The organism is Mesorhizobium sp. B4-1-4 (assembly GCF_006439395.2).
Lineage (GTDB): Bacteria > Pseudomonadota > Alphaproteobacteria > Rhizobiales > Rhizobiaceae > Mesorhizobium.
This window is the reverse complement of the sequence record NZ_CP083950.1, coordinates 4,276,708-4,300,752: the sequence shown is the minus strand read 5'-3', so window position 1 is coordinate 4,300,752 and position 24,045 is coordinate 4,276,708. Positions and strand designations below refer to the sequence as shown.

The following is a 24,045-nucleotide window of genomic DNA, read 5'->3' as shown; positions in this document are numbered from 1 at the left end:
AGTTACGGACGCGCCCTGTCAGGTCACTGCCCGTTGGTGGCTATCCAGATGACATGGCGCGCGCCGCGCTTCCCGTTGGCGCGCGTCTTGACCTCGTCGACGGCGAAGCCGGCCTGCTTCAGCCGGCGTGTGAAACCGCTGTCGGGGCCTTGCGACCAGACTGCCAGCACGCCGCCTGACTTGAGCGCCGCGCGTGCCGCTCCAAGGCCGGCCGCGCCATAGAGACTATCATTGCCCTTGTAGGCGATGCCTTCCGGGCCATTGTCGACATCGAGCAGGATGGCATCCCAGGCGCCGGATCGTATCTCCTGCCCGACATCGCACTCGCGGATGGTCACGCGGGGATCGTCGAGGCAGCCGGCGAAAATTCCTGCCATCGGGCCGCGCGCCCAGGCGACGACAGCCGGCACCAGCTCCGCGACGACGATTACGGCATCATCGGGCAGTTCGGCAAGCGCGGCGCGCAAGGTAAATCCCATGCCGAGCCCGCCGATCAGGATTCGCGGCCGCCGATGACCGGCAATCCTGGAGCAGGAGAGTTTTGCCAACGCCTCCTCGGAGCCGCTCAGCCGGCTGTTCATCAGCTCGTTGGTGCCGAGCATGATCGAGAATTCGGAACCGCGCCGTTTCAGCCGCAATTCCTGTCCGCCGTCCGGCGTTTTTGCCGAATCGAGCTGGACCCAGGGGATCACGGCCTAGACCACCGCGACGGCCGGCTGGCTCCAGCGGGCGGCGAGCAGCCGGTAGGGGATGAGCGCGACCACGGCGATGATCAGCTTCACGCTGAGGTCGCCGAGCGCCCAGGAAACCCAGCGCATGGCCTCGACATGGAAGACACCCATCAGCGGCGCCGTTTCGAGCGCAAAGCTGTCGTTGGGGCCGGTAAAAGCGAAAGCGGCCGAGAACGCGACGGTGAAGAAGACCATGGTGTCGAACACCGAGCCGACCAGCGTGCCGACGGTTGGCGCCCGCCACCAGCTCTGCCGGCGCAGCCGGTTGAACACAGTCACATCGAGCAATTGCGCGGACAGGAACGCCGCGCCCGAAGCCGCCGCGATGCGCACCAGCCGGTCGGCGGCGGTCTCGAATTCGATGAAGCCGTGGCGGAACAGGAAGGGCGGCACGAGGATGGAGCAGACCACCGCCGTCATGAAGCCGACAAAGACGATCCTGCGCGCCACGGCGGGTCCGTAGCGGCGGTTGGCAAGGTCGGTGACCAGGAAGGAGAAGGGATAGGTGAAAGCACCCCAGGTGAGCAGATCGGCCAGCGACAGGCCGCCGATCCGGCCCTGCATGGGGAACTGCACAAGGATGTTGGACGCCACGACGACAAGCGCCATGGCGGCCACGAAGGGCAGGTATCGCGAAAAGGAAGGCATTTTTTTATCCTGGGTAATGGAACCAGCGGAGCGTTTTGCCGAAAGACCGGATCACGCTCGCTTTGTTCGAGCATCGAATCCGTCAACCGCTTCGCGGTTGCGATCCGATGCTCAAGGCCAACGAGTGGCTGGCCGGGCGGTCGTCCCCCGCCTGAAAGACGAATTAAGCAGCAGCCTGCTCGGCGATCTTCTTGGCGATCTGCTTCTTCAAGAGGCGCGCGCGCTGCGAGAGTTCCTTGACGTCGGCCTTGGCCAGGAAGGCATCGAGGCCGCCGCGATGTTCGACCGAACGCAGCGCATTGGCCGAGATGCGCAGGCGCACATTCTGGTTCAGCGCTTCCGAGATCAGCGTCACGTTGACGAGGTTCGGCAGGAAGCGACGCTTGGTCTTGTTGTTGGCGTGGCTCACATTGTTGCCGGTCTGGACTGCCTTGGCAGTGAGTTCGCAGGTGCGGGACATGGTTTTAACCTTCAGTTCTCTCGTGACCTGCCAAACCTTTGTGCCCACGCCGGGTGGCGCGCGGTTCTGGTCAGGCGGCCTTATGGAAAAAGTTGGCGTTCCATAGTTGCATTTCGCCAATGCGTCAAGCTCCGGTCCTGCGCGCAAGCGGCATGCATTTCACATTAAGGCCGGAATTCACCCTATAAGCCGTTCCATAGGGACATGCCAAGCCGGGTTGCCCGCCTCCGGCCGAAAAGATCGAGGACCGATCCTGCCATGCTTCGTTCGACTTCCGCCCTTGCCGCCATGCTTGCCATCGCCTTGCCATCGGCTGCGTCCGCCGGTTCGCCGCAATCTTTCAAGGGCGAGTACACGGTCTCATTTCTCGGCCTGTCGATTGCGAAATCGACCTTTTCCAGCCGCTATGAGAACGGCGTCTATTCGATCAACGGCAGCGTCTCGGCGGCGGGTCTCGCCAGGCTGTTCGACGACACGCGCGGCACGATCTCGTCCAAAGGCACGATTTCGGGCCAGAAGATGGTGCCGCAGGCGTTCCGCGCCGACTACACTTCGGGTAAGAAGGCGTCATCGATCGACATCCGCTTTGCCAATGGCAATGTGACCTCGACGCAGGTCATCCCGGCGCCGGGCAAGCGCGACCCCAACAACTGGGTGCCGCTCGGCGCCGGCGACCTGGCATCGGTGCTGGATCCGATGGCCGCGACCGTCATCCATGCCGACAGTCTCGACAAGGTCTGCGGCCGCACCGTGAGGCTTTACGACGGCGAGATGCGCGCCAATCTGACGCTGAGCTATGCTTCGAAAGGAACGATCTCGGTGCCGGGCTACAAGGGCGATACCGTTACCTGCCGAATGGGTTTCCAGCCGGTGGCAGGCTACCGCAAGGGTCGCAAGGCGCTCAACTATCTCAAGGATAAGAGCCGGATGATGGTGACGTTTGCGCCACTCGGCCAAACCGGGGTATATGCGCCGATCCACGCCACGGTTGGAACGCAGATCGGCACCTTGACCATCAGCGCCAGGCGTTTCGAAGCGGTACAATAGGCACGCTCTCACGACGGAAGAGGGCGCGCCACGGGAGACGGAATGGCGCGCGCTACACTGATCGGTTTTTCGGCGGTCGCCATGTGGGCCCTCCTGGCACTGCTCACCGACGCATCCGGCATGGTGCCGCCGTTTCTTCTGTCGGCGATCACCTTCTCTATCGGCACCGGGGTCGGGCTTGTCGCTCGGCTGTTCATGCCAGCCGCCGACAAGAGCCGGAAGATACCGCCGCAAGTCTGGCTAATCGGCATTGCCGGCCTGTTCGGCTACCACTTCTTCTATTTCACCGCGCTGCGTAACGCGCCGGCGGTGGAGGCAAGCCTGATCGCCTATCTGTGGCCGCTGCTGATCGTGCTCGGTTCGGCGCTGATGCCGGGCGAGAAACTTGCCTGGAACCATGTCGTCGGCGCGCTTCTCGGCCTTGCCGGCATGGTGCTCATCGTCACCAAGGGCGGCGGCCTCGCCTTCGATGCGCGCTACAGCTTCGGCTATGCCATGGCCGCCGTCTGCGCGGTGCTGTGGTCGTCCTATTCGCTCCTGTCGCGGCGTTTTCCCTCGGTGCCGACCAGCATCGTCACATGGTTCTGCGCGGCGACCGCCGTACTGTCGCTCGTCTGCCATCTGGCGCTGGAACAGACGGTGCTGCCTGACGGCGCCGGCCAGTGGCTGGCCGTGCTTGGGCTCGGCCTAATGCCGGTGGGCGCGGCCTTCTACGCCTGGGACATCGGCGTCAAGCGCGGCAACATCCAGGTGCTGGGTGCGGCAAGCTATGCGGCGCCGCTGCTGTCGACGCTGGTGCTGATCGCGGCCGGCGTCGCCGAGCCGTCGCTGCGCATCCTCGCCGCCTGCGTGCTCATCACCGGTGGCGCGGCCCTGGCGGCAAAATCGCTGTTCCTGCGCAAGTCGGCGGCGGCCGAGAGCGGAGCCAAGGCATCCGAGAGCGGAACTGGCGCATCCGAAGGCGGAGCCCGGGCATGATCATGCCGTTTGCCGGCGGCATCGACGCCAATGCCAATGCGACGTTGATCTTCTCGCTGGTGGCGGCGGTGATCTACGCCTTCACATCAGGCACGTCGCCGACACTCGCCCGCTCGGCGGCAAAGACGCTCGCCGTCGCCATGCTTGCCGTGCTCGCCGCAATGCAGGGCGGCCCGCTGCTGCTGGTCGCCGCCCTTGCGCTCAGCGCGGTGGGCGATGCCTTCCTGTCGCGCGATGGCGAAAAGCCGTTTCTCGGCGGGTTGGCGAGTTTTCTCGTCGCCCACATCGTCTACATCGTGCTGTTCCTGCGCAGCGGCGGCGGGCTGGATGTGCTTGGCGCCGAATCCTGGCGGGGCGCGACCGCACTGGCAATGGCGGTGTTCGCGATCGTCATGCTGGCCGCGCTCTGGCGCCGCGTCGGTCCCGGCCTGCGTCTTCCGATCGCCGTCTATGTCGTGGCAATCCTGGCGATGGGCATGGCGGCGCTGACGACAGGCAACGCCTGGGTGATTGGCGGCGCCGTGCTGTTCATGGCATCGGACGGGCTGCTCGCCACGGAAAAATTCCTGGTGGCGGCCATCTCGCCGCATCGGGCGTGGATGCGTTTTGCGGTGTGGGCCTTGTACTATGCCGCCCAGCTCGCAATCACACTCGGGTTCCTGCTGGGCTAAAGGCGCGTCGGCTGCCAGCCCGGTTCAGCCAGTTCGAAGGCGACGAAATCAAAGCCCGGCGCGACCGTGCAGCCAACCAGGGTCCATTCGCCCAAGCTGCGCGCCGATTGCCACCAGCCCGCCGGCACGACGATCTGCGGCCGTTCGCCCGCCGCGAGGTCGATGCCGAGAACCTGCTCGATCAGGGCACTGCCTTCTTCCCACATCGACAATGCCAGCGGCGCACCGGCATGGAAATGCCAGACCTCGGCGGCGTCCTTGACCCGGTGCCAAGCCGAAACCTGACGCTTCTCCAGCAGGAAATAAATGGCGGTCGAATGGCCGCGCGTGCCGCCGGCTTCATCGCGAAAGGTCTGCGTATACCAGCCACCCTCGGGATGCGGCTTCAGTCCGAGCGTCGCGATGATTTCCGCTGAGCTGTTCATCTGTCGAAGGCTAAAGCGCGTCGCGTTGAAACGGATCGATGCGGCGCGTTTTAGGTCCTTGTTTATTATGCATGTCGTTTCCCAAACCAGGTTCCCAAAACCAGGTCGCTTTTGGGCGGCATGCATAGCACGGCGCTCAGAAATTGTCCTTGCGCTTGCGGATCTCGGCGAACACCTCGGCATCTCCAGCCCTTTCCATACCGAGATGCTTGCGAATCGCCGGATCGTGCCAGCGCAGGAAAGGATTGGTCGACAATTCCTCGCCGATCGTGGTCGGCAGCGTCGGCTTGTTGTCGACGCGCAGCGCTTCGATCCTGGCGGCGCGCTCCTTCAAAGCCGAATTGGTCGGGTCGACGGTCAGCGCGAAACGGGCGTTGGCGAGCGTGTATTCGTGGCCGCAATAGATTGTTGTGGCAGCAGGAAGTGCGGCAAGTTTCTTTAGCGATTCGTACATTACCGGCGGCTTGCATTCGAACAACCGCCCGCAACCCAGCGCAAACAGCGTGTCGGCTGTGAACGCCACCGTCGATGCCGGCAGATAATAGGAGACGTGGCCGGCGGTGTGGCCGGGGGTGGCGATCACGTCGATGCGTTCATCGCCGAGATGAATCACGGAACCCTCTTCGACCGTTTCGTCAATGCCGGGAATCTTGGCTTTTTCCGCCTCCGGGCCGACGATGCGCAGCTTGAAGCGCTCCTTCAGCGCCAGATTGGCCTCGACGTGGTCGAGATGATGATGCGTGGTCAGGATCATGGTGGGCGTCCAGCCGGTGCGCTTGATCGCTGCCAGGATCGGCGCTTCTTCGGGCGCGTCGATGATCGCTGTCTGTCCGCTTTCGGGATCATGCACCAGAACGCCAAAATTGTCGGTGCGGCACATGAACTGTTCGATTTCGACCGCCATCGCATCTCTCCATTTTGTTGCCGCAGACATAGGGCGCCGGCGCGCCGATGTCATGTGGGAAGCACCGAACAAAATCCGCGATCCCAGACGCCTCGGGACCTTTTGTTGAATCCGGCCGATATCACGGCTACATCCCTGAAATGCATTCCGACATCGTCGATCTTCGCTCCTTCTATTCGACAACGCTCGGCCGGTTCGCCGAGCGCTCGATCACCATGGCGCTGTCGTCCATATGGGCCGCCGTGCCCAATGAACGGCTGGTCGGCCTCGGCTATACCTTGCCCTGGCTGGAGCGTTTCGGCGTCGATGCCGAACGGGTCTTCGCCTTCATGCCGGCGACGCAGGGCGCCGTGGTCTGGCCGGCGATGGGGCCGACGGCGACGGCCCTGGTCTTCGACGAGGAACTGCCGCTGGTTGATTCCTGCATCGATCGCATGCTGCTCGTCCATTCGCTCGAACATGTCGAAAATCCGCGCGAGACGCTGAATGAGATCTGGCGGGTGCTGTCGCCGGCGGGCCGCGTCGTCATCGTCGTACCCAACCGGCGCGGTGTCTGGGCGCGCTTCGAGCATACGCCGTTCGGAAATGGACGGCCTTTCTCACGAGGCCAGCTGACGGAATTGCTCCGTGAGGCGAATTTCACGCCAGCGGCCTGGTCGGATGCGCTGTTCTTCCCACCGTCGCGGCGGCACTTCATGATGCGCTTCCACAATGTGCTGGAGCGCGTCGGCCGGCGGCTGTGGCCGATCTTTTCCGGCGTCATCGTCGTCGAGGCGCAGAAGCGGCTCTATCAGGGTGTCCCGGTGGTCCAGCGCGCATCTCGCCGCGTCTTCGTGCCGGTGCTGTCGCCGCATGGTGCGACGCGGCTTGGCCGCCGGGCCGGCGCGGAGGGTGCGGCCTCGCCGGCTCGCCGGGTGAAACCCTCGTGATCATGGTAGAAACGCGCGCCGCGCGACCTTTCCCGGCCTATCTGTCGTGGTCAATGCGCAGCCTGGTTGATATTCGGATGCCTTCGGTTTTCTTCATCTGGGTTCAGCGTCGCTTCTGAACGCAAGGACATTGGGTATGGCTGATCAACCAGACAACGCTGTACACTCCCGGCCGGTGGTTGCGGCCGTCGAAACCAGCAGCCTGCGAGACCAGGTGATGACGATCAAGCAGGCGCTGGTGGGATCGCCGGTTCGCAAGTGGCTGCTGTGGACTTCGGTCGGCATCATGGCCGTCATCATCGCGACGTCGGTTGGCCAGGTCCTGCTCAACCGCTGGAACCAGCCCTTCTACGACGCGCTGGCGCGCAGGGACATGGCGGCTTTTCTGCACCAGCTTCTTGTCTTCGCAATGATCGCTGGCGGACTTCTGGTGTTCAATATCGGCCAGACGTGGCTTAACCAGATGATCCGGCTGAGGCTGCGCGAGGCGTTGACGCTGGACCTGATCGATCAGTGGATGCGGCCGGCGCGCGCCTTCCGGCTGGCCAATGCCGGCGCCATCGGGGTCAATCCCGACCAGCGCATGCAGCAGGATGCGGCGCATCTTTCCGACCTGTCGACGGATCTCGGCGTCGGCCTGCTGCAGTCGCTCATCCTGCTCGTGTCCTTCGTTGGCGTGCTGTGGGAGCTGTCTTCGGGCTTTGTGTTTCACGTCAACGGCTGGTCGCTGGCCATACCGGGCTACATGGTCTGGGCCGCGTTCCTCTATGCCGGCACCGCCTCCTGGCTGAGCTGGCTGGTCGGGCGACCGCTGATCCATCTCAACAGCGACCGGTACACAAGGGAAGCGGAGCTGCGCTCCTCGATGGTGCGCGTCAACGAGAATGTCGATGCCATTGCGCTGTACCATGGCGAGGCCGACGCCAAGCGGCGGCTCGAACTCGACCTTGGCACGGTGCTGGGCGCCATGCGGCGCATCTATACCGCCCAGATCCACCTGTCCTGGGTGACCGACACCTATGGCTGGATTACCTTGGTGGCGCCGATCCTCGTCGCCTCGCCGGTCTATTTTTCGGGCGATATCAGCTTCGGCGGGCTGATGATGGCAGTAGGCGCCTTCAACCAGGTCCACTCCTCATTGCGCTGGTTCATCAACAACATCGGCAGCATCGCGGACTGGCGCGCCACGCTGATGCGCGTCGCCGACTTCCGCATCGCGCTCGTCGAGACCGATGCGCTGCATGGCACGGAAAAACGCATCACCTTCAGTGAGAACGCGAATGGCAGCATGACTTTCGAGAATCTCCAGGTGGCCTCGCCGGAAGGATGCGCCAAGCTTGCCGACCAGCATGTCGAAATCCGTACCGGCGAACGTGTGATGATCACCGGCGAGCCGGGCGCCGGCAAGACGCTGTTCTTCCGTGCCATTGCCGGCCTGTGGCCTTGGGGAAGCGGGAAGATCGGCATGCCGGCGGGAGAGGCCCCCATCTTCGTGCCGCGTGTCCCATATTTCCCGGCCGGCACGCTGCGCGAGGTCCTCGATCATCCGAACGGGGTTGCTCCGGCCAGCGATGCGGAAATTTCGGCGGTGCTTGCCGAAGTCGGTCTCGGACGACTGTCGTCTTCGCTGGATCGGTCGGCCCGCTGGGAGCGTGAGCTGGGCGATGACGAACAGCGTTCGCTTGCCTTCGCAAGGCTCGCCTTGCGCAAACCGAAGTGGGTCATCATTGACGAAGCGATGGACGCGTTCGATGGCCCCACGCTGAGGCGGGTGTTGTCGGTGCTGGAAAAGCATTTGCCGGAAGCGGCCATCCTTAACATCGGGCGCGGCCAGCACAACAATCAGTTCTTTCCGCGCGGCTTGGCAATTGTGAAGGATTCCGGCGCGCCTGCGCTGAAGCCTGCCCGCGTCAGGGCTGGCGCCATCGAACCGCCGCCTGTCGCCACCCGCCGCAAGAAGTAGACTGCTTTCGGACCTTGACCGGTAGGTTCGCGGAGACGCCTTGTGCATGTCGTTGCCCCAAAGTCCGCTGGTCGTTTTGGGCGAGAGGCAATCAGGCAGGTCGGGCGCCAAAGGTGTCGCGAAACTCGTTGTAGAGATCGCGGCGCCAGCGCCGGCCACAGACATAACCGTTGACTAGTTCCGGCAGCGAATAGCCAAGCGCCTTCGACGAGCGGTTGGCCATGTAGCCCTCGAATGCCTCCGGTATCCGGCCCCTGAGAATATCGGCAATGATCTGCCGCGAAACCATGTAGGGCGGGATATGCGGATAGGCGTGGGCGATATACGGATGCTTGTCCATCAGGTTCGCATAGGCTTCGACATAGCCGCCGCGACGGCGCGAAATCGAATTCTGCGAATTGTATTTCGTCCAGTCGATATCCCCGGACAATTGCGCGCCGCACCGCCGCGCCAAGCGCAGCAGCAACTCCCGGTCCTGCATCCTGGTGATGTCGCTGTCATAGCCGCCGATTGCCAGCAAGGCCTCGCGGCGGGCGGTTATCGCGGAACCGGCGAGGAAGATCGTCTGCGCCACGAGCGTCCGCTCGAGCATCATGGGGCTCACGAAGGCCTCGGGGTTGACGCAGTTGGTGGCGCGGCCGCTCTTCACGGAAACATATGAGCTGATCAGCACTTCGAGCGCCGGATCTTCATCGAATCGGGCCAGGGTGCGCGCAAGCCGATGCGGCAGGTAGACGTCGTCGGAATCAAGGAATGTCACCACCGGTGCCCGCGCACGCTCGATTCCAGCATTCCTCGCGGCGTTGGCGCCTCGCCATTTCGCGCCGACATAGATCAGCCGCGGATCGCTGATGCGGGCCAGCGCCTCCTCCGTGCCATCGGTGGAACCATCGTCGACGACGATATGCTCAAGCTTCGGCATGCTCTGGGAAAGCACGCTCTCCACGGCACGCAACACCGTGTCGCGCCGGTTGTGGGTCGGCGTGATGACCGTGATGAGGGGAGAGCACTCCATCTTCCCGGTCATGCCGCGTCAGCCGGTTCCAGCGCAAAAATGCGCGTCCTGTCTGTTCCTTCGATCTTCAGGATGGTCGAATGGATCGGATGTCCCCTTCCGTGACCTTCATCGTATTCGTTCGAAGGGTACAAAAACCAGCCGCCCATGTCACCCCATCGCACCGAGGCTCAACCCATGAGGAGTGATGAATTCCGTGCCGAGCGCTTCAAGTGCAACACCATCGCCGCCCGGCATGTTTGCGAACCGCCGATACGAAGATGTCGCTGCCTGTCGCGGATCGCCTCTATTCTCCATGACGTCAGAGGTAATCGCTTCGCCGTCGATGTTGGGGCAGATTGGTCCTTGCGAGGCCGGTCGCTGGCCTCGACCAGAGGGAGTTATGTCATGACCGCCTATGCTGTTGCCCATATGCGCCAAGTCAAGATGGGGCCGCAGATCGCCGAGTATCTGCACAGGATCGATGCCACGCTGGAGCCTTTCGGCGGCCGGTTCCTCATGCATGACGGCGATGTGGAGGTGGTCGAGAACGACTGGCCGGGCAACCTCATCATCATCGAGTTTCCCGACAGGCAACATGCGCGCGGCTGGTACGACTCGCCCGCCTACCAGGCGATACTGTCGCTGCGCACCAACAATTCTCAATCCGACGTGGTGTTCGTCAACGGCGTCGAACATCCGCACAGGGCCACGGATGTCCTGGGATAGGAACGATTGCGGTTGCTGTTTTGGTGCCGTCGGTTTTGCGCGTGAATGCATTCATCCACCCGCAAAGTCGGGCAGAACTTCAATCTCGTCATGGACGAGTCCCACGGCCAGGCTGAACTGGCCCCAAAATGCCAAACTGTAGAATGCCAGGCCGACAAGCAGAGACATTGGAATTTGCCAGACCGGCATTCCCGTCTGCCGGGCATGCCGTACGACGCGCCGTGTTGTACGCCACGACATGGTCAGCCACCGGCTGAGCGACTTTGCGATCCGGCGGCCACGATGGGGACTCCCCAGTTCTCTAAATTTCCGGTCGGCATCGCGGCCGGTCACCAATGCGCGCCAGCGGAAGAATCGCCAGCCGCGCGGCGGGTGATGATAGACGCGTGCATTGGCGCTGACGAGTTTGTGGCCGTCGCGCTCAAGCGCACGCATCAGGAGCGTACAGGAAACCTTGAAACCATTGTTTTCGGGAAAGGGGTGATTGGCAATCCAGTCACGGCGAAAAGCCACGTTGTTGGCGTTTATCGCCCGTTTCAAAGCAAAACGCATGTCCTTTTGCGCCATTGGGAAAAACCAGATCAGCGCAAACGTTCGCGACATGAAGTCGTCGTAGTAAAGGTAGGTGTAACCGTTTACGGCGACGGTCGCTGGATCTTGAAATGGACCGAGCATGGCCGAGAGCCATCCAGATTCCACGACCGTATCGGAGTCTGTAAAAATGACGACATCGCCGTCGGTTGCTGGAATGCCGTTGTTCTTAAGATCGTAGTACCGTCCGCCTGGGCATGCGGCGAAGATCAAGTCGGCAACCTGCTCGAGCTGCGATGCCGCGGATGCGATGTTGCTTCTCAGCAAAAGTGTATCCGCATCGTCTCCGCCATGGGAGAAAACGACCTGTGGCCTAGCAAAACCCAGCGAAGAAACAGCGCCGATTTCGCGCGCCAAGGCAGTCAGCCCGACGCTGACCTCTTCGAGATCGACCGACCTGGCGTTCTCCATTTCCAGGATCAGGCAATAGCTCAGGGAATTTAGCGGCACGTTCCAAGAGATCCCATTACAGCGTCAAGAATTCAAGCAACCTCTTAGGAGCACGAAGAAATCCAGATATCAACCATTATCGTTTCAGCAAAAATATTGCCTGCTGGCCGAAGAAATTCCAGAACCACCAGGGCATCGACAGGCCGATCCTCTGGCCGTTGGCGTCGAGCGCGGTTGCCTTTTCCACCGTCGCGCCGAGTTCCTCGCATAGATTGACGAAGTCACGGATGGTGCAGAAATGGATGTTGGGCGTGTCGTACCAGGAATAGGGCAGGTCCTTGGTCACCGGCATGCGGCCCTTGACGAACAGCGACAGGCGCACCCGCCAGTGACCGAAATTGGGGAAGGAGACGATCGCCCGGTTGCCGATCCTGAGCAGTTCGTCGAGCACCAGCTTCGGGTTACGGGTGGCCTGCAACGTCTGCGACAGGACGACGAAATCAAAACCCTTGTCCGGGTAGAATTCGAGATCCTTGTCGGCATCGCCCTGGATGACGGAGAGGCCTCGCGCCACGCATTCGTTGACACCACGCTGCGACAGTTCCAGCCCGCGGCCGTCTATCTGTTTGGTGTCCTGCAGGAGTTCGAGCAGCGAGCCGTCGCCGGAGCCAACATCGAGCACCCGCGATTGCGGGGGAATGAGATTTGCGACGACCTCGAGGTCAACGCGCTGCGTACCGTTGACAGTCATGGATTGAGCCCCCTGGCGCGCGCCGCCGAGCCGATAAAGCCGTTGATGGCCGCGAACAGTTCCGGCTCGTCGAGCAGGAAGGCGTCATGGCCGCGATCGGTCTCGATCTCGACGAAGGACACCGAGGCGCCGGCGGCGTTGAGCGCGTGCACGATGGAGCGGCTTTCCTCGGTCGGAAACAGCCAGTCAGACGTGAAGGACACCAGGCAGAAGCGGGTCTTGGTGCCGGCGAAGGCGTCCGCCAGCCTACCGCCATGATCGGCGGCGATATCGAAATAATCCATCGACCGGGTCATGTAGAGATAGGAATTGGCATCGAAGCGATCGACGAAGGTCATGCCCTGGTGGCGCAGATAGCTTTCGATCTGGAAGTCGGCATCGAAGCCGAAGGTCAACGCTTCGCGGTCCTGCAGGTTGCGGCCGAATTTTCGGTGCAGGGCGGCTTTCGAGAGATAGGTGATGTGGGCGGCCATGCGCGCCACCGCCAGCCCCTTTTCCGGGCGTTTGCCATAGTCGAAATACTTGCCGCCATGCCACTCCGGATCGGCCATGACAGCCTGGCGGCCAACCTCGTGAAAGGCGATGTTCTGCGAGGAATGGCGGGCGCCGGTGGCGATCGGCAGCGCTGCAAAGACGCGCTCGGGATAGCTCGACGCCCATTCCAGCACCTGCATGCCGCCCATAGAGCCGCCGAGCACGCAGAACAGTTTCTCGATGCCGAAATGGTCGATCAGCATCTGCTGCGCACGCACCATGTCGCGAATGGTGATGACCGGCAGGTCGAGCCCATAGGGTTTCCCGGTGGCGGGATTGGTCGAAGCCGGGCCGGTGGAGCCCAGGCAGCCGCCGATGACGTTGGAGCAGATGACGAAGAAACGGTTGGTGTCGATGATCTTGCCGGGGCCGATCAGCACTTCCCACCAGCCAGGCTTGCCGGTCACCGGATTGGTGTTGGCGACATGCTGGTCGCCGGTCAGCGCGTGGCAGACGAGGATGGCATTGGAGCGGGCATCGTTCAGCTTGCCATAGGTCTGATAGGCGATCTGGAACGGCGACAGCAGCGTGCCGGCGTCGAGCTTGAGCGGCTTGTCGGGCCCGAAACGCAACACCGGGCTCGACGGCTGGTCGGCCTCGTTGTTGGTCTTTCCTGCGCGCTGAGCGGCCATCACGTCTCTCTTGCTGCATCGTGCGTTTGCGGAAATCGCTGCCGATCCGCCCGCCGCCGATACGTTCGTCCGGCCGGTCACGGACAACAAAAAACCGGCATTGCCTTCGCAAGCCGGTTACATCACGCAAACGGCCCTTTAGCGAATTGTTTAACGTGGCTGCAAGCCGACCGGCCAAATCACCACGGAAGTTCGCTGCTCTTCTAGAACTCGCCCGCCTTGCCGTCAATGCCGGCCGCTGGCCCCACTGCCACCTCTCGACATTGCGGCCCATGGCTTGTATTTCCGCTGCGGCTTCCGGGTGGAGGCATTTTCGACGGATTTTGCAAAAAATGAACCAGATACCGGATCAGGCACGTCCAACCCCGCGCGCGGGCATCATGGACATCGATGCCTATGTGCCCGGCAAGAGTACCGCACCCGCCGGTGTCGCCAAGGTCCACAAGCTGTCGTCGAACGAGAACCCGCTCGGTCCGTCGCCGAAGGCGATCGAGGCCGCGCGCGAGGTGGCCGCCAGGCTCGATATTTATCCGGACGGCACCGCGAGGCGGCTGCGCGAGGCGATCGCCGAGGTGCATGGGCTCAACCCCCAGAACATCATCTGTTCCAACGGCTCCGACGAGATCCTCGGCCTGCTGGCGCAGACCTATCTGGCGCCAGGCGACGAGGCCATTTTCACCGAACACGCGTTCATGGTCTACAAGATCTACATCCAATCGGCCGGCGCCACGCCGGTCGTGGTCAAGGAAACCGACGAGCGCGCCGACATCGATGCGATGCTGGCCGCGGTCACGCCGCATACCAAAATCGTGTTCCTCGCCAATCCCAACAACCCGACCGGTACCTATGTGCCGTTCCAGGAGGTGCGCCGCTTGCATGCCGGCCTGCCAAGGCATGTGCTGCTGGTGCTCGACGCGGCCTATGCCGAATATGTCCGCCGCAACGATTATGAGGCCGGCATCGAGCTGGTCGGCAGCGCCGAGAACGTGGTGATGACCCGCACCTTCTCCAAGATCGGCCTGGGTGGAGCACGGATCGGCTGGATGTATGGCCCCATGCACATCGTCGACGCCATCAATCGCGTGCGCGGTCCCTTCAATGTCAACACCACCGCGATCGAGGCCGGCATCGCCGCGATCCGCGACCGCGCCCATATCGAGCGCAGCGTTGCGCACAACGAGACCTGGCTCGCCTGGTTGACCGAAGAGATGACCGCGCTTGGGCTGCGGGTGACGCCCAGCGTCGGCAATTTCCTCCTCATTCATTTCCCGGACGACCAGAAGCATTCTGCGGCGGCGGCGGACGATTACCTGACCGCGCGCGGCTATATATTGCGGCGCGTTTCCGGCTACGGCTTCCCCAACGCGCTGCGCATGACTGTCGGCACCGAAGAGGCCAATCGCGGCGTCGTCGCCGCGCTCACGACATTTCTGAAAAGCTAGAGCACCATGACATCACCGATGTTTGAGAAGATCGCGCTGGTCGGCATCGGCCTGATCGGCTCGTCGCTGGCCCGCGTCATCCGCCGCGAGGGGCTGGCTCGCCATGTCGCCATCTCGACGCGCAGCGTGGCCACACTCAAGAGGGCCGAGGAACTGGGCCTCGGCGATTCCTACACCACCGACGCGAAGGAAGCGGTCCGCGACGCCGATCTGGTCATCGTCTCGGTGCCGGTCGGCTCATCCGGCGCGGTGGCGCAGGAAATCGCACCGGCCCTGAAAAAGGGTGCGATCCTCACCGATGTCGGCTCGACAAAGGCCTCCGTCATCGCGCAGATGCAGCCCCATGTCCCTGACGGCGTCCATTTCATCCCCGGCCATCCGTTGGCGGGTACCGAAAAATCCGGGCCGGACGCCGGTTTTGCCGACCTGTTCGACAATCGCTGGTGCATCTTCACGCCCCTGCCGGGCACCGATCCGGGTGCGCTGGAACGGCTGTCGGAATTCTGGCGCCGTTGCGGCGCCAACATCGACACGATGGACTCGCAGCATCATGACATGACGCTGGCTATTGTCTCGCATTTGCCGCACATCATCGCCTACAACATCGTCGGCACTGCCGACGATCTGGAATCGGTGACCAAGACGGAAGTGATCAAATATTCCGCCTCCGGCTTTCGCGATTTCACGCGTCTGGCCGCCTCCGACCCGACCATGTGGCGGGACGTGTGCCTTCACAACAAGGATGCCATCCTCGAAATGCTGGCGCGGTTCTCGGAAGATCTGGCGTTCCTGCAGCGGGCGATCCGCTGGGGCGACGGCGACAAGCTGTTCGACCTGTTCACCCGAACCCGTGCCGTGCGCCGCTCGATCATCGAGGCCGGCCAGGATATCGACGCGCCCGACTTCGGGCGTCAGGCGGTCGAGCACCCGGCGAAAACCTAGCAGGTTCTCAGGCTTGGGCGGGCCAGTGGGCCGCCATCATTGCCAGCGTCTCGGTTCGCTCCGGTGCGCCCAGCCTGCCGCCGAAGCGCTGGCATTTGAGCGCGGCGGCCGCGCTGGCAAAGCGCAGGGCGTTCTCTATCGGCATGGCTTCCGCCAGTCCCACCGCAAAGGCACCGTGAAAAACGTCACCAGCTGCCAGTGTATCCACCACTTTGATCTTTGGCGTCGCGACATGGCGAACAGTTCGGGTCGAGCGGTCGAACCACCAGGTGCCTGCCGCGCCGCCGGTGACGGCGACAAAAGCATCGGTACGCGAGGCCAAGTCGGCGCAGGCGGTCTCAGGGTCGAGCGCGTGCCCGCAGACGATGCGCGCCGCCGGCTCGGAGGCGACGATATGCGAAGCCAGCGGCAGCATCTGCTCCAGCACCGCCAGCGGTGCTGTATCGGCGTCGAGAATTGCCGGGAGGCCGGCAGCGCGCGCCGCCGCAAGGGCAAGTGCCGCCGCACCCGGCCAGCGTACGTCGACCAGCACGGCATCGAATGCCGTGACGTCCGCGAACGGCAGGGCCAATGGATCGGCTTGGGCCCGGCTGTCATAGAACGGCACGATGATGCGCTCGCCATGCGCGTCGACAAGGATCGATGCCAGTGCCGAGCGGGCGCCCCTGACGCGGCGCACATGGCTGCAATCGACACCTTCCGCCTCGATCCCCGCAATCAGCTGATCGCCGATCGGATCGTCGCCGGTGCTCGCCCACAACGACACCTCGGCGCCGAGGCGCTGTGCGGCACAGGCAGCGCTCGTGGCCATGCCGGAGGCGATCTGGACGCCATCCGAAGCGATGAACTTTCCCTGATGGGTCTTGCCATCGAAGCTATTGCACCGGCTTGATCTTGCCCAGCGGGATGAAGCCGAGTGCTGCCTTGCCCTTGACCACCTTCAGCGGCATCGACGGTTCCTTGCCGAGCAGAGCGAGAGCGGCAAAGCCCTGTTCGATGGCGTTCTTCTGTTCGGGTATCGCGCCGGCAAGAATTGTCGCCACGGCTTTCGGATCCTTGATCCTGATCATCAGATCGGCGTCGACCAGGCCTTCGGCATCCACCGACAGCGGCCCCGACACGGTAACCCGCGCCGTGCCTGACGACAGATCGAGGTTGCGGATCTCGACCCTCTGGCCGCGCAGGCTCTTCACCTGCGTTCCGATCAGCGCGACACCATTCTTCAGCGTGGCGTCGCCGCTGGCATCGAGCGCCGGCAGCACGCGCCCGCCAATCGCGTCGGGGTCGATCTCGAGATCAGTGAAGCTGCCGACATAGTCGACGTCCTGACCGTTCGGCTGCAGCTGGCCTGACGCCTTGCCGGCGCTGAACAGTTCCACCGGATCGGTGTCGTCGGCCGGATCGGTTTGACCTGACAGGCCCTCCGCCTGCAATGCGACGCGCCGTGGCAGCGGCCATGACAGTCTGACGTTGGCCTGCAGATTGTCCCAGTCGATCCATAGCGGCACCATGCCGGGGACAGAGGTCCTGAGCGGACCGCGCAGATCGGCGGTCGGCGACAGGGGCTGGATGATCTGCGCGGCCGCATTGAAGGAGCCAGACGAGGCCGCGATGTTCTTGGCGTCGTCCTCATAGGCCAGATTGTCGCAAGAGACGGCAAAGCTCAGCGGATAGCCACTGACCTGGAGGTTGGCGCAGCCGGCCTGGATGCCGCTCTTGTTGAGCGTGGCGACCGCCTTGTCGGCCTCGGTCCTGACCCTGTTGGCCAAATAGAACCAGCCGGCGCTGTAGATGGCGAACAGCACAACGATGAGCGCCACGAGCCAGAACAGGCCGCGGCGGGACTTTGGTCGGCGGTCGTCACTTGACGTCATGCTTTGGCTCTCGTTAACGCATGGGTATGGGTGGACGGACCTTCGATTCCGACAACACCGGGTAGACAGAGACGAATAGGTAGACGGAGACGGTCGGAAAAAACACCGTGTTCCGGTGCGGCATTGCCATTCTTTTTGCGATCAGGCGCGGCGATATGGGCGATTTTTGGGTGTTTGGCTACGGTTCGCTGATCTGGCGACCGGGTTTCGCGCATGTCGAGACGCGGCGCGCGCACCTGCATGGCTATCGCCGCTCGCTCTGTGTCTACTCCTTCGTCCATCGCGGCACGCGCCAGCGGCCCGGACTGGTGCTCGGTCTCGACCATGGCGGTTCCTGTGTCGGCCTTGCATACCGTGTGCCCGGCGATTTGCGCGACGAGGTCATTGCCTATCTGCGCGAGCGCGAACTCGTCACCAGCGTCTATCTCGAGCGTACGCTCAAGATTCGGCTCGACGGCGGCGATATGGTCGAAGCGGTTGCCTACATCGTCGACCGCAAGCACGAGCAATATGCCGGTGCGCTGGCAGCCGCCGATGCGGCGGCCGTGGTGCGCGGCGCGGTCGGCCAATCCGGCAACAACGAGGATTATGTCTTCAGTACGCTGAAGCATCTGGAAGCGCTGGGCATCCGTGACCATTGGCTGGAGGATGTTGCGCACCGGATAGCGCCTTTGTGAGCGTTGGCTCTGCGGAAAAAAGCAGCCAGGCCTTTGACCTCGACGCGGCGACACCTAGGTTAGGCTCCGAATCCCAGCCAGCGGGCAGCGTCCGCCCGGTTTCAACCATCACGGAGATCCGCCTTGCAGAAACGCCGTCTCGGTCGCACCGACCTTTCCATCGCGCCGCTTGTCCTGGGCGGCAATGTCTTCGGCTGGACCGCTGACGAGAAAACCTCTTTCGACCTGCTCGACCGCTTCGTCGGGGCCGGACTCAATGCCATCGATACGGCGGACGCCTATTCGCGCTGGGTTCCGGGCCACAAGGGCGGCGAGTCCGAAACCATCATCGGCAACTGGATGAAGGACCGCGGCAACCGTGACAAGGTCGTGGTGGTCACCAAGGTCGGCTCGGATATGGGACAGGGCCACAAGGATCTCTCCGCCGCCTATATCGAAAAGGCCGTCGAGGCGTCGCTGAAGCGGCTTCGGACCGATGTCATCGATCTCTATCTGTCGCACTGGCCGGATCCGACCACGCCCTATGAGGAAACGCTCGGTGCCTACGAGAAGCTGCTCGCCAAGGGCAAGGTCCGCAATATCGGCTGTTCCAATCTCGATGCCGGCCAGTTGCGGGCGGCGCTCGATGTGGCGAGCCTGCGAGGCCTGCCACGCTATGAGGTGCTGCAGCCGGAATACAATCTCTACGATCGCTCCTCCTTCGATGGGCCGCTGCGCGACCTATGCGTGGCCGAGGATATCGGCGTCATCACCTATTTCAGCCTCGCCAGGGGTTTCCTGAGCGGCAAGTACCGCAGCGAGGCCGATCTTAACCAAAGCCCCCGTGGCGGCGGGGTGAAGGACTATCTCAACCCGCGCGGCATGCGCATCCTTGCGGCACTCGACGCCGTATCGGCCAGGCTTTCGGCCAAGCAAGCGGAAGTCGCGCTTGCCTGGGTTATCGCGCGGCCAGGCGTCACAGCGCCGATCGCCAGCGCCACCAAGCCGAGCCAGATGGACAGTCTGATCAAGGCTGCGTCGCTGAAACTGACCGCCGACGATATCGCCGAACTCGACAAGGCCAGCGGCTGAAGCTTCCCGCGCCGCCGCGCACGAACGTCCAAGACCACCCTCAAGTCTTGCCATACCGTCTTTCGCACACAGGGCAGGATGAGGTGCAAATGTTCGAACCGCTTCTTTCGCAGCCGGCCCCTTGGCGCCAGCTTCTGGCGCTTGTGCTTGCGTCGACCGTCGTCATGGGCAGCCCGGGGCCGGCAACGATAAGCGTCACCGCCGCTGGCGCCGCCTTCGGCCTGCGCCACTCGCTGCGCTACACCTGCGGGATCGTGCTGGGCACGATCGCCGTGCTGCTGGTCGTGGCGACCGGGGTGACGGCGGCGCTCGCCTCGATGCCGGGGCTGGGGCAGTTGCTGGCTGCCGCGTCAGCGACCTACATCCTCTATCTCGCCTTCAGAATCGCCACGGCGCCGCCGCTCGCGGCACGCACTGCCGAGGCTTCGCGCCCGACCGGGCCGGCTGGATTCCTGCTGGCGGTCGCCAACCCGAAGGCCTATGTGGCGATCGCCGCCGTGTTCGCCGGTGCTACTTCGAGCGAGGCCGGCGCCGGGCTCGGCCCATGGACGAAGCTTGGTGTTCTCACCCTGATGATCGTTGCCATCCACGCCCTCTGGCTTGTCGCCGGGGCGGCGTTCGCCGGCATGTTGCGCAGGCCGGCGGCGTCGCGGGTCATCAATCTGTTCTTTGCCGCAACGCTGGTGCTGACCACGGTGTTGGCGGTTTACGGCTGATTGCCAGCCCGGGGTGTTCGCTTCAAGCCTTGACGCCAAGTTCCCCCAACCGCTTGATCGCCGTAGGCGGCAGGGCCGGAGGGTTTGGAGTGCGCGATGCGTCGACGAGAAGCTGGTCGCAGGCGGCTTCGGTCTCGCCGATCAGCCGCGCCATGAACTCATCCTTGGCCAAGCCCGGCGGTATGGGCGGCAGGAAACGCGCCTTGATGGTGCCGGGATAGCGCAGGAACTTGCGGCGCGGCCAATAGAGGCCGGCGACATGGGCGACCGGTACCACCGGAACGCCAAGCTGCGTATATATTTCGACGATGCCGTATTTGTAGGCCGGCTCGTCGCCAGGCGCCCGGCGCGTGCCCTCGGGATAGATGATCAGCTGGCGTGGGTTGCGCGCCATCTCTTCCTTGGTCGCCGCGACCACCGCCTTCAAGGCTTTGGAGCGGCTGCCGCGATCAACCGGGATCATGCGCATCTTCATGATGTACCAGCCGAAGAAGGGAATCCAGGTCAGCTCGCGCTTGAGGATATAGAGCGGGTCCTGGAGAAAAGGAAAGAAGGCGATCGCGTCCCAGAACGACTGGTGCTTGGGTGCCAGGATGAAAGAGCCCTCAGGCAGGTTCTCCTGCCCGGTGATGTCGTTTTTGGTGCCGGCGATCTTGTCATAGAGCCACATGCAGCTGCGCGACCAGAATTTCGGCACGAACCAGGCGCGGTGACGGGGAGACAGGAAATAGTAGGGCGTCCAGAGGATCATCTGGACGATCAGATTGACGTAGAAGACGAAGTTGAACGCCAGCGATCTGACATAGAGCATGGGGGAGGTCCGGTGAGGAAGTGTGCGTTGGTTACACCAAGCGCGGGGAAAAAGGAAATGGGCCAGGCCTGTCCCGACCGATGCTGAAGCAAGGTCCGCAGACGCGGCCTTGATCCGGTCACGCTACCCCAATCGTGCCAGCCGCTCCTTCAGGCGCGGGGCGGCGAAATCAAGAAAGGCGCGAAGCTTGACCGGCAGCAGGCCGTGGCCCGCATGCACCAGGCTAACCGGCCATGGTTCCGGTTCGAATTCCCGCAGCAGGATGCACAACATGCCTGACCGCACCGCGGCATCGACCTGATAGGAGAGCACCTTCGTCGGCCCAACGCCGGCAATCGCGGCGTCGATCGCCGCTTCGGCGGTGTTGACCTGAAGCCGCGAACGGACCTGCACCGCGACTTCCCTCTTGCCGCTGGCGAAGGTCCATTGGGCGGCGGAGGCAAGCCCCTCGAAGGTGACGCAACTGTGCGCGTCCAGGTCATCCAAGCTCATGGGCGTGCCGTGCTCGGCCAGATAGGCAGGGCTGGCACAGACGACGCGGCGGATCGCGCCGACCCCAAGGGCAACAAGGCTCGAGTCTGGCAATTGTCCGATGCGAAGCGCCAGATCGAAATGGTCCTCGACCAGCTGGGTTACGCGGTCGGCCAGGGTGAGCCGGATGTTGACGTCGGGATAAGCGGCGAGAAAGCCGGTGACGACCGGCAGCACATGAAGGCGGCCGAAGACGACCGGGGCGGTGATGGCAAGCTCACCGGTCGGGGCGCTGTACTCGCCCGCCGCCGTGCGTTCCGCCTCATCGACATCGTCGAGGATACGTCGGCAGGCCGCAAGATAGGCTTCGCCGGCATTGGTCGGTGTCAGCCGGCGAGGCGAGCGGTTCAGTAGACGGGTGTTCAGATGGCGCTCCAGATCTGAAACCTTGCGGCTGACGGTCGCAAGCGGAATGCCGAAGCGGCGGGCCGCGGCGGAAAGGCTGCCTGCCTCCACCACGGCTACAAAGAGTGACATGGCCTCGAGACGATCCATTGCGGCTTCCAGAAAATGGAAGGATGGATTGCGAATATGCCATCTGCATTTAAATCGTGGAAGACCTTACATCTGATGAAACGGCTCGCACATGGCGGCCCTGTCAATGAAGGAACCGCGATGTCCGAGAGCCGTCCTCCGCTTCCCCCTTTCACCGCCGAAACGGCAGCACAGAAGGCGCGCATGGCGGAGGATGCCTGGAATTCGCGTGACCCGGCACGTGTCGCGCTCGCCTATACGACCGACAGCCGCTGGCGCAACCGCTCCGAGTTCCTGCAGGGGCGCGATGCGATCCAGGCTTTCCTGACACGCAAATGGACACGTGAACTCGACTACCGGCTGATCAAGGAGGTCTGGGCTTTCCATGGCAACCGCATCGCCGTGCGCTTCGCCTATGAATGGCACGACGACAGCGGCTCCTGGTTCCGCAGCTATGGCAATGAGAACTGGGAGTTCGACGAACATGGGCTGATGCGCCTGCGCATCGCCAGCATCAACGACCTGCCGATCAGCGAGGCCGACCGCAAGTATCACTGGCCGCTCGGGCGCCGCCCGGACGACCATCCAGCATTGTCTGAGCTCGGGCTTTAGAGCAACTCCAGGAAAAGTTTGAAACGGTTTCGGTCCGGAGTCGCGTCAACTGCCATAGGTCCCGTTGCGGGCAAGGAGGCTTTCGATGAACGCGCATGCATTCACCAGCGACGTCGCCTTTACGCCGACCGTCAAGGCGATCCAGGCGCGCAAAGGCTCGCGCCAGTCTTACGCCCGAGTTGAGGAGCGCGGCAGCTGGCAGGCTAATATCACGCCGGACCTTGCCGCCTTCATCGAAGCGCAGACCAGCGTGTTTCTGTCGACGGCCAACGGCGATGGCCAGCCCTACATCCAGCATCGCGGCGGGCCGGCCGGTTTTCTCAAGGTGCTGGACGAGAAGACGATCGGCTTCGCCGATTTTTCGGGCAACAGGCAGTTCATCACGCAGGGCAACCTGGCCGATAACCCGCGCGCCTTCCTGTTCCTAATCGACTACATGCTGCGCCAGCGTATCAAGGTTTGGGGCACGGCGCGCGTCGTCGAAAACGATGCCGAGCTGACGGCGAGACTGATGCCGCAGGATTACAGGGCGCGTCCCGAGCAGGTCATCCTGTTCACGGTTTCGGCCTGGGACGCCAATTGCCCGCAACATATTCCGCAGCGTTTCGAGGCAGCGGATGTGACGGCGGCCCTCGGTGAACGGGACAGGCGTATTCAACAGCTCGAGCAGGAGATTATGCGCCTGAAGGCGTCGAAAGGGAGAGACGAAGCGTGATGATGCAGCGCCGAGGGCTTAGCCGCCAGCCGCGGTCTCGGCCAGTGCGAGGCCGTCGGGCGTCTGCTTCACCGGCACGATGCCGCGTGCCAGCGCCAGCAGATATTTGTTGTACTCGGTGAACAGCACGCGCAGGGCCTGCGGCTTGGTCAGCCAGCCACCATTGTCGAGATTGGAATTGACCACCGGGTAGGGTTCCAGCTTGGCGCCATGCAGCAGACGGCCCATTTCCAGGAGGCTGCGCGGCATATGGTAGTTGTTGGTGACGAGGATCACCGTGTTGTAGGCATGGCTCTCGACCCATTTGGCGCTTTCCTCGGCATTGCCGATCGTGTCGAGCGCGGCCCGGTCGATGTCGACGCAGCAGGAAAACAGCTTCTTGTCGCCGCCGGTCGCGGCCTGGAGCTGGCGACGGCTGGCAGAAGGATGCACGCCACTGATCAGGAGACGCTCGCCCTTGCCGGACGCCAGCAGGTCCATCGCGGCGTCGAGGCGAGACTGGCCGCCGGTCAGCACGATGATGGCATCGGCCTTGGCCGGGTTGGCTGGTGTGGTCAAATGGCTGACCTTGTTGGCAAACCAGCCGAAGCCGCCGGCGAACAATGTTGCGAGGATCAGGAGGGAGAGGGCGGAGAGACGCAGGGCGCTCCGCAAACGGCTGACCCTGCCGTGGGCGCGCGAACGAGCCACCACCGGCATCTGTCCAACCGTCCCGGTCGAATCCCGCACGTCCATAACCATATGGTTAATCCCGAAATGCGGCCTTTGGTAGGTAAAAGTCGCACTTTGCGTTACGCATATTC

The 24,045-nt window shown here is 63.2% G+C and carries 26 protein-coding genes, 1 pseudogene and 1 riboswitch; of the genes and pseudogenes, 13 read left to right on the top strand and 14 right to left on the bottom strand.

Going from position 1 to position 24,045, the window contains the following annotated elements; genetic code table 11:
* Positions 1 to 23: 23 nt before the first annotated feature.
* The 3 genes from FJW03_RS20625 to rpmB all read right to left on the bottom strand — a co-directional run bounded on the left by FJW03_RS20625 (position 24) and on the right by rpmB (position 1,839).
* The gene (locus FJW03_RS20625) at positions 24 to 692 is read right to left on the bottom strand and encodes a hypothetical protein (protein ID WP_140691668.1); all 669 of its coding nucleotides are present in this window, start codon (positions 690 to 692) and stop codon (positions 24 to 26) included.
* A gap of 3 nt (positions 693 to 695) precedes the next feature.
* The gene (locus FJW03_RS20620) at positions 696 to 1,379 is read right to left on the bottom strand and encodes a queuosine precursor transporter (protein ID WP_140691670.1); all 684 of its coding nucleotides are present in this window, start codon (positions 1,377 to 1,379) and stop codon (positions 696 to 698) included.
* 163 nt (positions 1,380 to 1,542) lie between these two features.
* Positions 1,543 to 1,839 carry a 50S ribosomal protein L28 gene (rpmB, locus tag FJW03_RS20615; protein WP_140608670.1) on the bottom strand — a complete coding sequence of 99 codons (297 nt, stop codon included), beginning with the start codon at positions 1,837 to 1,839 and terminating at the stop codon, positions 1,543 to 1,545.
* 258 nt (positions 1,840 to 2,097) lie between these two features.
* Between rpmB and FJW03_RS20610 the strand changes: the two genes are divergently transcribed.
* From FJW03_RS20610 to FJW03_RS20600, 3 genes are read left to right on the top strand one after another with little or no spacing between them, the layout of a single operon-like run.
* Positions 2,098 to 2,886 carry a DUF3108 domain-containing protein gene (locus tag FJW03_RS20610; RefSeq protein WP_140608668.1) on the top strand — a complete coding sequence of 263 codons (789 nt, stop codon included), beginning with the start codon at positions 2,098 to 2,100 and terminating at the stop codon, positions 2,884 to 2,886.
* A gap of 42 nt (positions 2,887 to 2,928) precedes the next feature.
* Entirely contained in the window at positions 2,929 to 3,864 is a 936-nt protein-coding gene (locus FJW03_RS20605) for a DMT family transporter (protein ID WP_140764445.1), read from the top strand.
* Positions 3,861 to 4,535: a lysoplasmalogenase gene (locus FJW03_RS20600; protein ID WP_140764442.1), complete on the top strand. Its 675-nt coding sequence runs from the start codon at positions 3,861 to 3,863 to the stop codon at positions 4,533 to 4,535. The genes FJW03_RS20605 and FJW03_RS20600 overlap by 4 nt, the downstream gene beginning before the upstream one ends.
* Here FJW03_RS20600 and FJW03_RS20595 read toward each other — a convergent pair.
* Positions 4,532 to 4,960: a cupin domain-containing protein gene (locus FJW03_RS20595; RefSeq protein WP_140764439.1), complete on the bottom strand. Its 429-nt coding sequence runs from the start codon at positions 4,958 to 4,960 to the stop codon at positions 4,532 to 4,534. The genes FJW03_RS20600 and FJW03_RS20595 overlap by 4 nt on opposite strands.
* A gap of 136 nt (positions 4,961 to 5,096) precedes the next feature.
* The gene (gene gloB / locus FJW03_RS20590; protein ID WP_140691681.1) at positions 5,097 to 5,864 is read right to left on the bottom strand and encodes a hydroxyacylglutathione hydrolase; all 768 of its coding nucleotides are present in this window, start codon (positions 5,862 to 5,864) and stop codon (positions 5,097 to 5,099) included.
* A gap of 140 nt (positions 5,865 to 6,004) precedes the next feature.
* On the opposite strand from gloB, the gene FJW03_RS20585 reads away from it, so the two are divergent.
* Positions 6,005 to 6,793, top strand: a complete 789-nt coding sequence (locus FJW03_RS20585; RefSeq protein ID WP_140608658.1) for a class I SAM-dependent methyltransferase — start codon at positions 6,005 to 6,007, stop codon at positions 6,791 to 6,793.
* Positions 6,794 to 6,929: 136 nt separating this feature from the next.
* Positions 6,930 to 8,756: an ABC transporter ATP-binding protein/permease gene (locus FJW03_RS20580; protein WP_140764436.1), complete on the top strand. Its 1,827-nt coding sequence runs from the start codon at positions 6,930 to 6,932 to the stop codon at positions 8,754 to 8,756.
* 91 nt (positions 8,757 to 8,847) lie between these two features.
* On the opposite strand, the gene FJW03_RS20575 is transcribed toward FJW03_RS20580, so the two are convergent.
* Positions 8,848 to 9,783 carry a glycosyltransferase family 2 protein gene (locus FJW03_RS20575; RefSeq protein ID WP_140764432.1) on the bottom strand — a complete coding sequence of 312 codons (936 nt, stop codon included), beginning with the start codon at positions 9,781 to 9,783 and terminating at the stop codon, positions 8,848 to 8,850.
* Positions 9,784 to 10,158: 375 nt separating this feature from the next.
* Here FJW03_RS20575 and FJW03_RS20570 point away from each other — a divergent pair, with 375 nt between their 5' ends.
* Positions 10,159 to 10,479 carry a DUF1330 domain-containing protein gene (locus tag FJW03_RS20570; RefSeq protein ID WP_140764429.1) on the top strand — a complete coding sequence of 107 codons (321 nt, stop codon included), beginning with the start codon at positions 10,159 to 10,161 and terminating at the stop codon, positions 10,477 to 10,479.
* A gap of 51 nt (positions 10,480 to 10,530) precedes the next feature.
* On the opposite strand, the gene FJW03_RS20565 is transcribed toward FJW03_RS20570, so the two are convergent.
* The 3 genes from FJW03_RS20565 to metX form a co-directional block, all read right to left on the bottom strand.
* Positions 10,531 to 11,520 (bottom strand): glycosyltransferase, encoded by a 990-nt coding sequence (locus tag FJW03_RS20565; protein ID WP_226890416.1) that lies wholly within the window; start codon positions 11,518 to 11,520, stop codon positions 10,531 to 10,533.
* 76 nt (positions 11,521 to 11,596) lie between these two features.
* Positions 11,597 to 12,211, bottom strand: coding sequence for a methionine biosynthesis protein MetW (gene metW / locus FJW03_RS20560; RefSeq protein ID WP_140691692.1), 615 nt, complete (start codon positions 12,209 to 12,211; stop codon positions 11,597 to 11,599).
* Positions 12,208 to 13,377, bottom strand: a complete 1,170-nt coding sequence (gene metX, locus FJW03_RS20555) for a homoserine O-acetyltransferase MetX (RefSeq protein ID WP_140691694.1) — start codon at positions 13,375 to 13,377, stop codon at positions 12,208 to 12,210. Before metX ends, metW begins: the two co-directional genes overlap by 4 nt.
* Positions 13,378 to 13,495: 118 nt before the next feature.
* Positions 13,496 to 13,573, bottom strand: a riboswitch (SAM riboswitch).
* Between the two features lie 136 nt (positions 13,574 to 13,709).
* Between metX and hisC the strand changes: the two genes are divergently transcribed.
* Positions 13,710 to 14,819, top strand: a complete 1,110-nt coding sequence (gene hisC / locus FJW03_RS20550; protein ID WP_140764426.1) for a histidinol-phosphate transaminase — start codon at positions 13,710 to 13,712, stop codon at positions 14,817 to 14,819.
* Positions 14,820 to 14,825: 6 nt separating this feature from the next.
* Positions 14,826 to 15,761: a prephenate/arogenate dehydrogenase family protein gene (locus FJW03_RS20545; RefSeq protein ID WP_181173256.1), complete on the top strand. Its 936-nt coding sequence runs from the start codon at positions 14,826 to 14,828 to the stop codon at positions 15,759 to 15,761.
* 7 nt (positions 15,762 to 15,768) lie between these two features.
* Here FJW03_RS20545 and FJW03_RS20540 read toward each other — a convergent pair.
* Both FJW03_RS20540 and FJW03_RS20535 read right to left on the bottom strand, forming a co-directional pair.
* A pseudogene (locus FJW03_RS20540) lies at positions 15,769 to 16,620 on the bottom strand (PfkB family carbohydrate kinase); the annotation flags it as partial.
* 16 nt (positions 16,621 to 16,636) lie between these two features.
* On the bottom strand, positions 16,637 to 17,635 hold the full coding sequence (locus FJW03_RS20535; protein WP_140764417.1) for a DUF2125 domain-containing protein: 999 nt from the start codon (positions 17,633 to 17,635) through the stop codon (positions 16,637 to 16,639).
* Positions 17,636 to 17,790: 155 nt separating this feature from the next.
* Between FJW03_RS20535 and FJW03_RS20530 the strand changes: the two genes are divergently transcribed.
* The 3 genes from FJW03_RS20530 (at position 17,791) to FJW03_RS20520 (ending at position 20,099) form a co-directional block, all read left to right on the top strand.
* Positions 17,791 to 18,312, top strand: a complete 522-nt coding sequence (locus tag FJW03_RS20530) for a gamma-glutamylcyclotransferase (protein WP_140764414.1) — start codon at positions 17,791 to 17,793, stop codon at positions 18,310 to 18,312.
* Between the two features lie 123 nt (positions 18,313 to 18,435).
* On the top strand, positions 18,436 to 19,383 hold the full coding sequence (locus tag FJW03_RS20525; protein WP_140764410.1) for an aldo/keto reductase: 948 nt from the start codon (positions 18,436 to 18,438) through the stop codon (positions 19,381 to 19,383).
* Positions 19,384 to 19,472: 89 nt separating this feature from the next.
* Complete coding sequence (locus FJW03_RS20520; RefSeq protein ID WP_140764407.1) at positions 19,473 to 20,099, top strand: LysE family translocator; 627 nt, start codon at positions 19,473 to 19,475, stop codon at positions 20,097 to 20,099.
* 22 nt (positions 20,100 to 20,121) lie between these two features.
* Here the strand turns inward: FJW03_RS20520 and FJW03_RS20515 are convergent, their stop codons facing one another.
* Together FJW03_RS20515 and FJW03_RS20510 are read right to left on the bottom strand one after the other, a co-directional pair.
* The gene (locus FJW03_RS20515; RefSeq protein WP_140764404.1) at positions 20,122 to 20,910 is read right to left on the bottom strand and encodes a lysophospholipid acyltransferase family protein; all 789 of its coding nucleotides are present in this window, start codon (positions 20,908 to 20,910) and stop codon (positions 20,122 to 20,124) included.
* A 123-nt stretch (positions 20,911 to 21,033) separates the two neighbouring features.
* Positions 21,034 to 21,936 carry a LysR family transcriptional regulator gene (locus FJW03_RS20510; RefSeq protein ID WP_140764401.1) on the bottom strand — a complete coding sequence of 301 codons (903 nt, stop codon included), beginning with the start codon at positions 21,934 to 21,936 and terminating at the stop codon, positions 21,034 to 21,036.
* A gap of 120 nt (positions 21,937 to 22,056) precedes the next feature.
* Here FJW03_RS20510 and FJW03_RS20505 point away from each other — a divergent pair, with 120 nt between their 5' ends.
* Positions 22,057 to 22,527, top strand: a complete 471-nt coding sequence (locus FJW03_RS20505; protein ID WP_140691719.1) for a DUF1348 family protein — start codon at positions 22,057 to 22,059, stop codon at positions 22,525 to 22,527.
* Positions 22,528 to 22,612: 85 nt separating this feature from the next.
* A complete protein-coding gene (locus tag FJW03_RS20500) occupies positions 22,613 to 23,242 on the top strand; it encodes a pyridoxamine 5'-phosphate oxidase family protein (RefSeq protein ID WP_140691721.1) in 630 nt (209 codons plus the stop codon).
* Positions 23,243 to 23,260: 18 nt separating this feature from the next.
* On the opposite strand, the gene FJW03_RS20495 is transcribed toward FJW03_RS20500, so the two are convergent.
* Positions 23,261 to 23,983 carry a YdcF family protein gene (locus tag FJW03_RS20495; protein WP_140764398.1) on the bottom strand — a complete coding sequence of 241 codons (723 nt, stop codon included), beginning with the start codon at positions 23,981 to 23,983 and terminating at the stop codon, positions 23,261 to 23,263.
* Positions 23,984 to 24,045 lie beyond the last annotated feature (62 nt).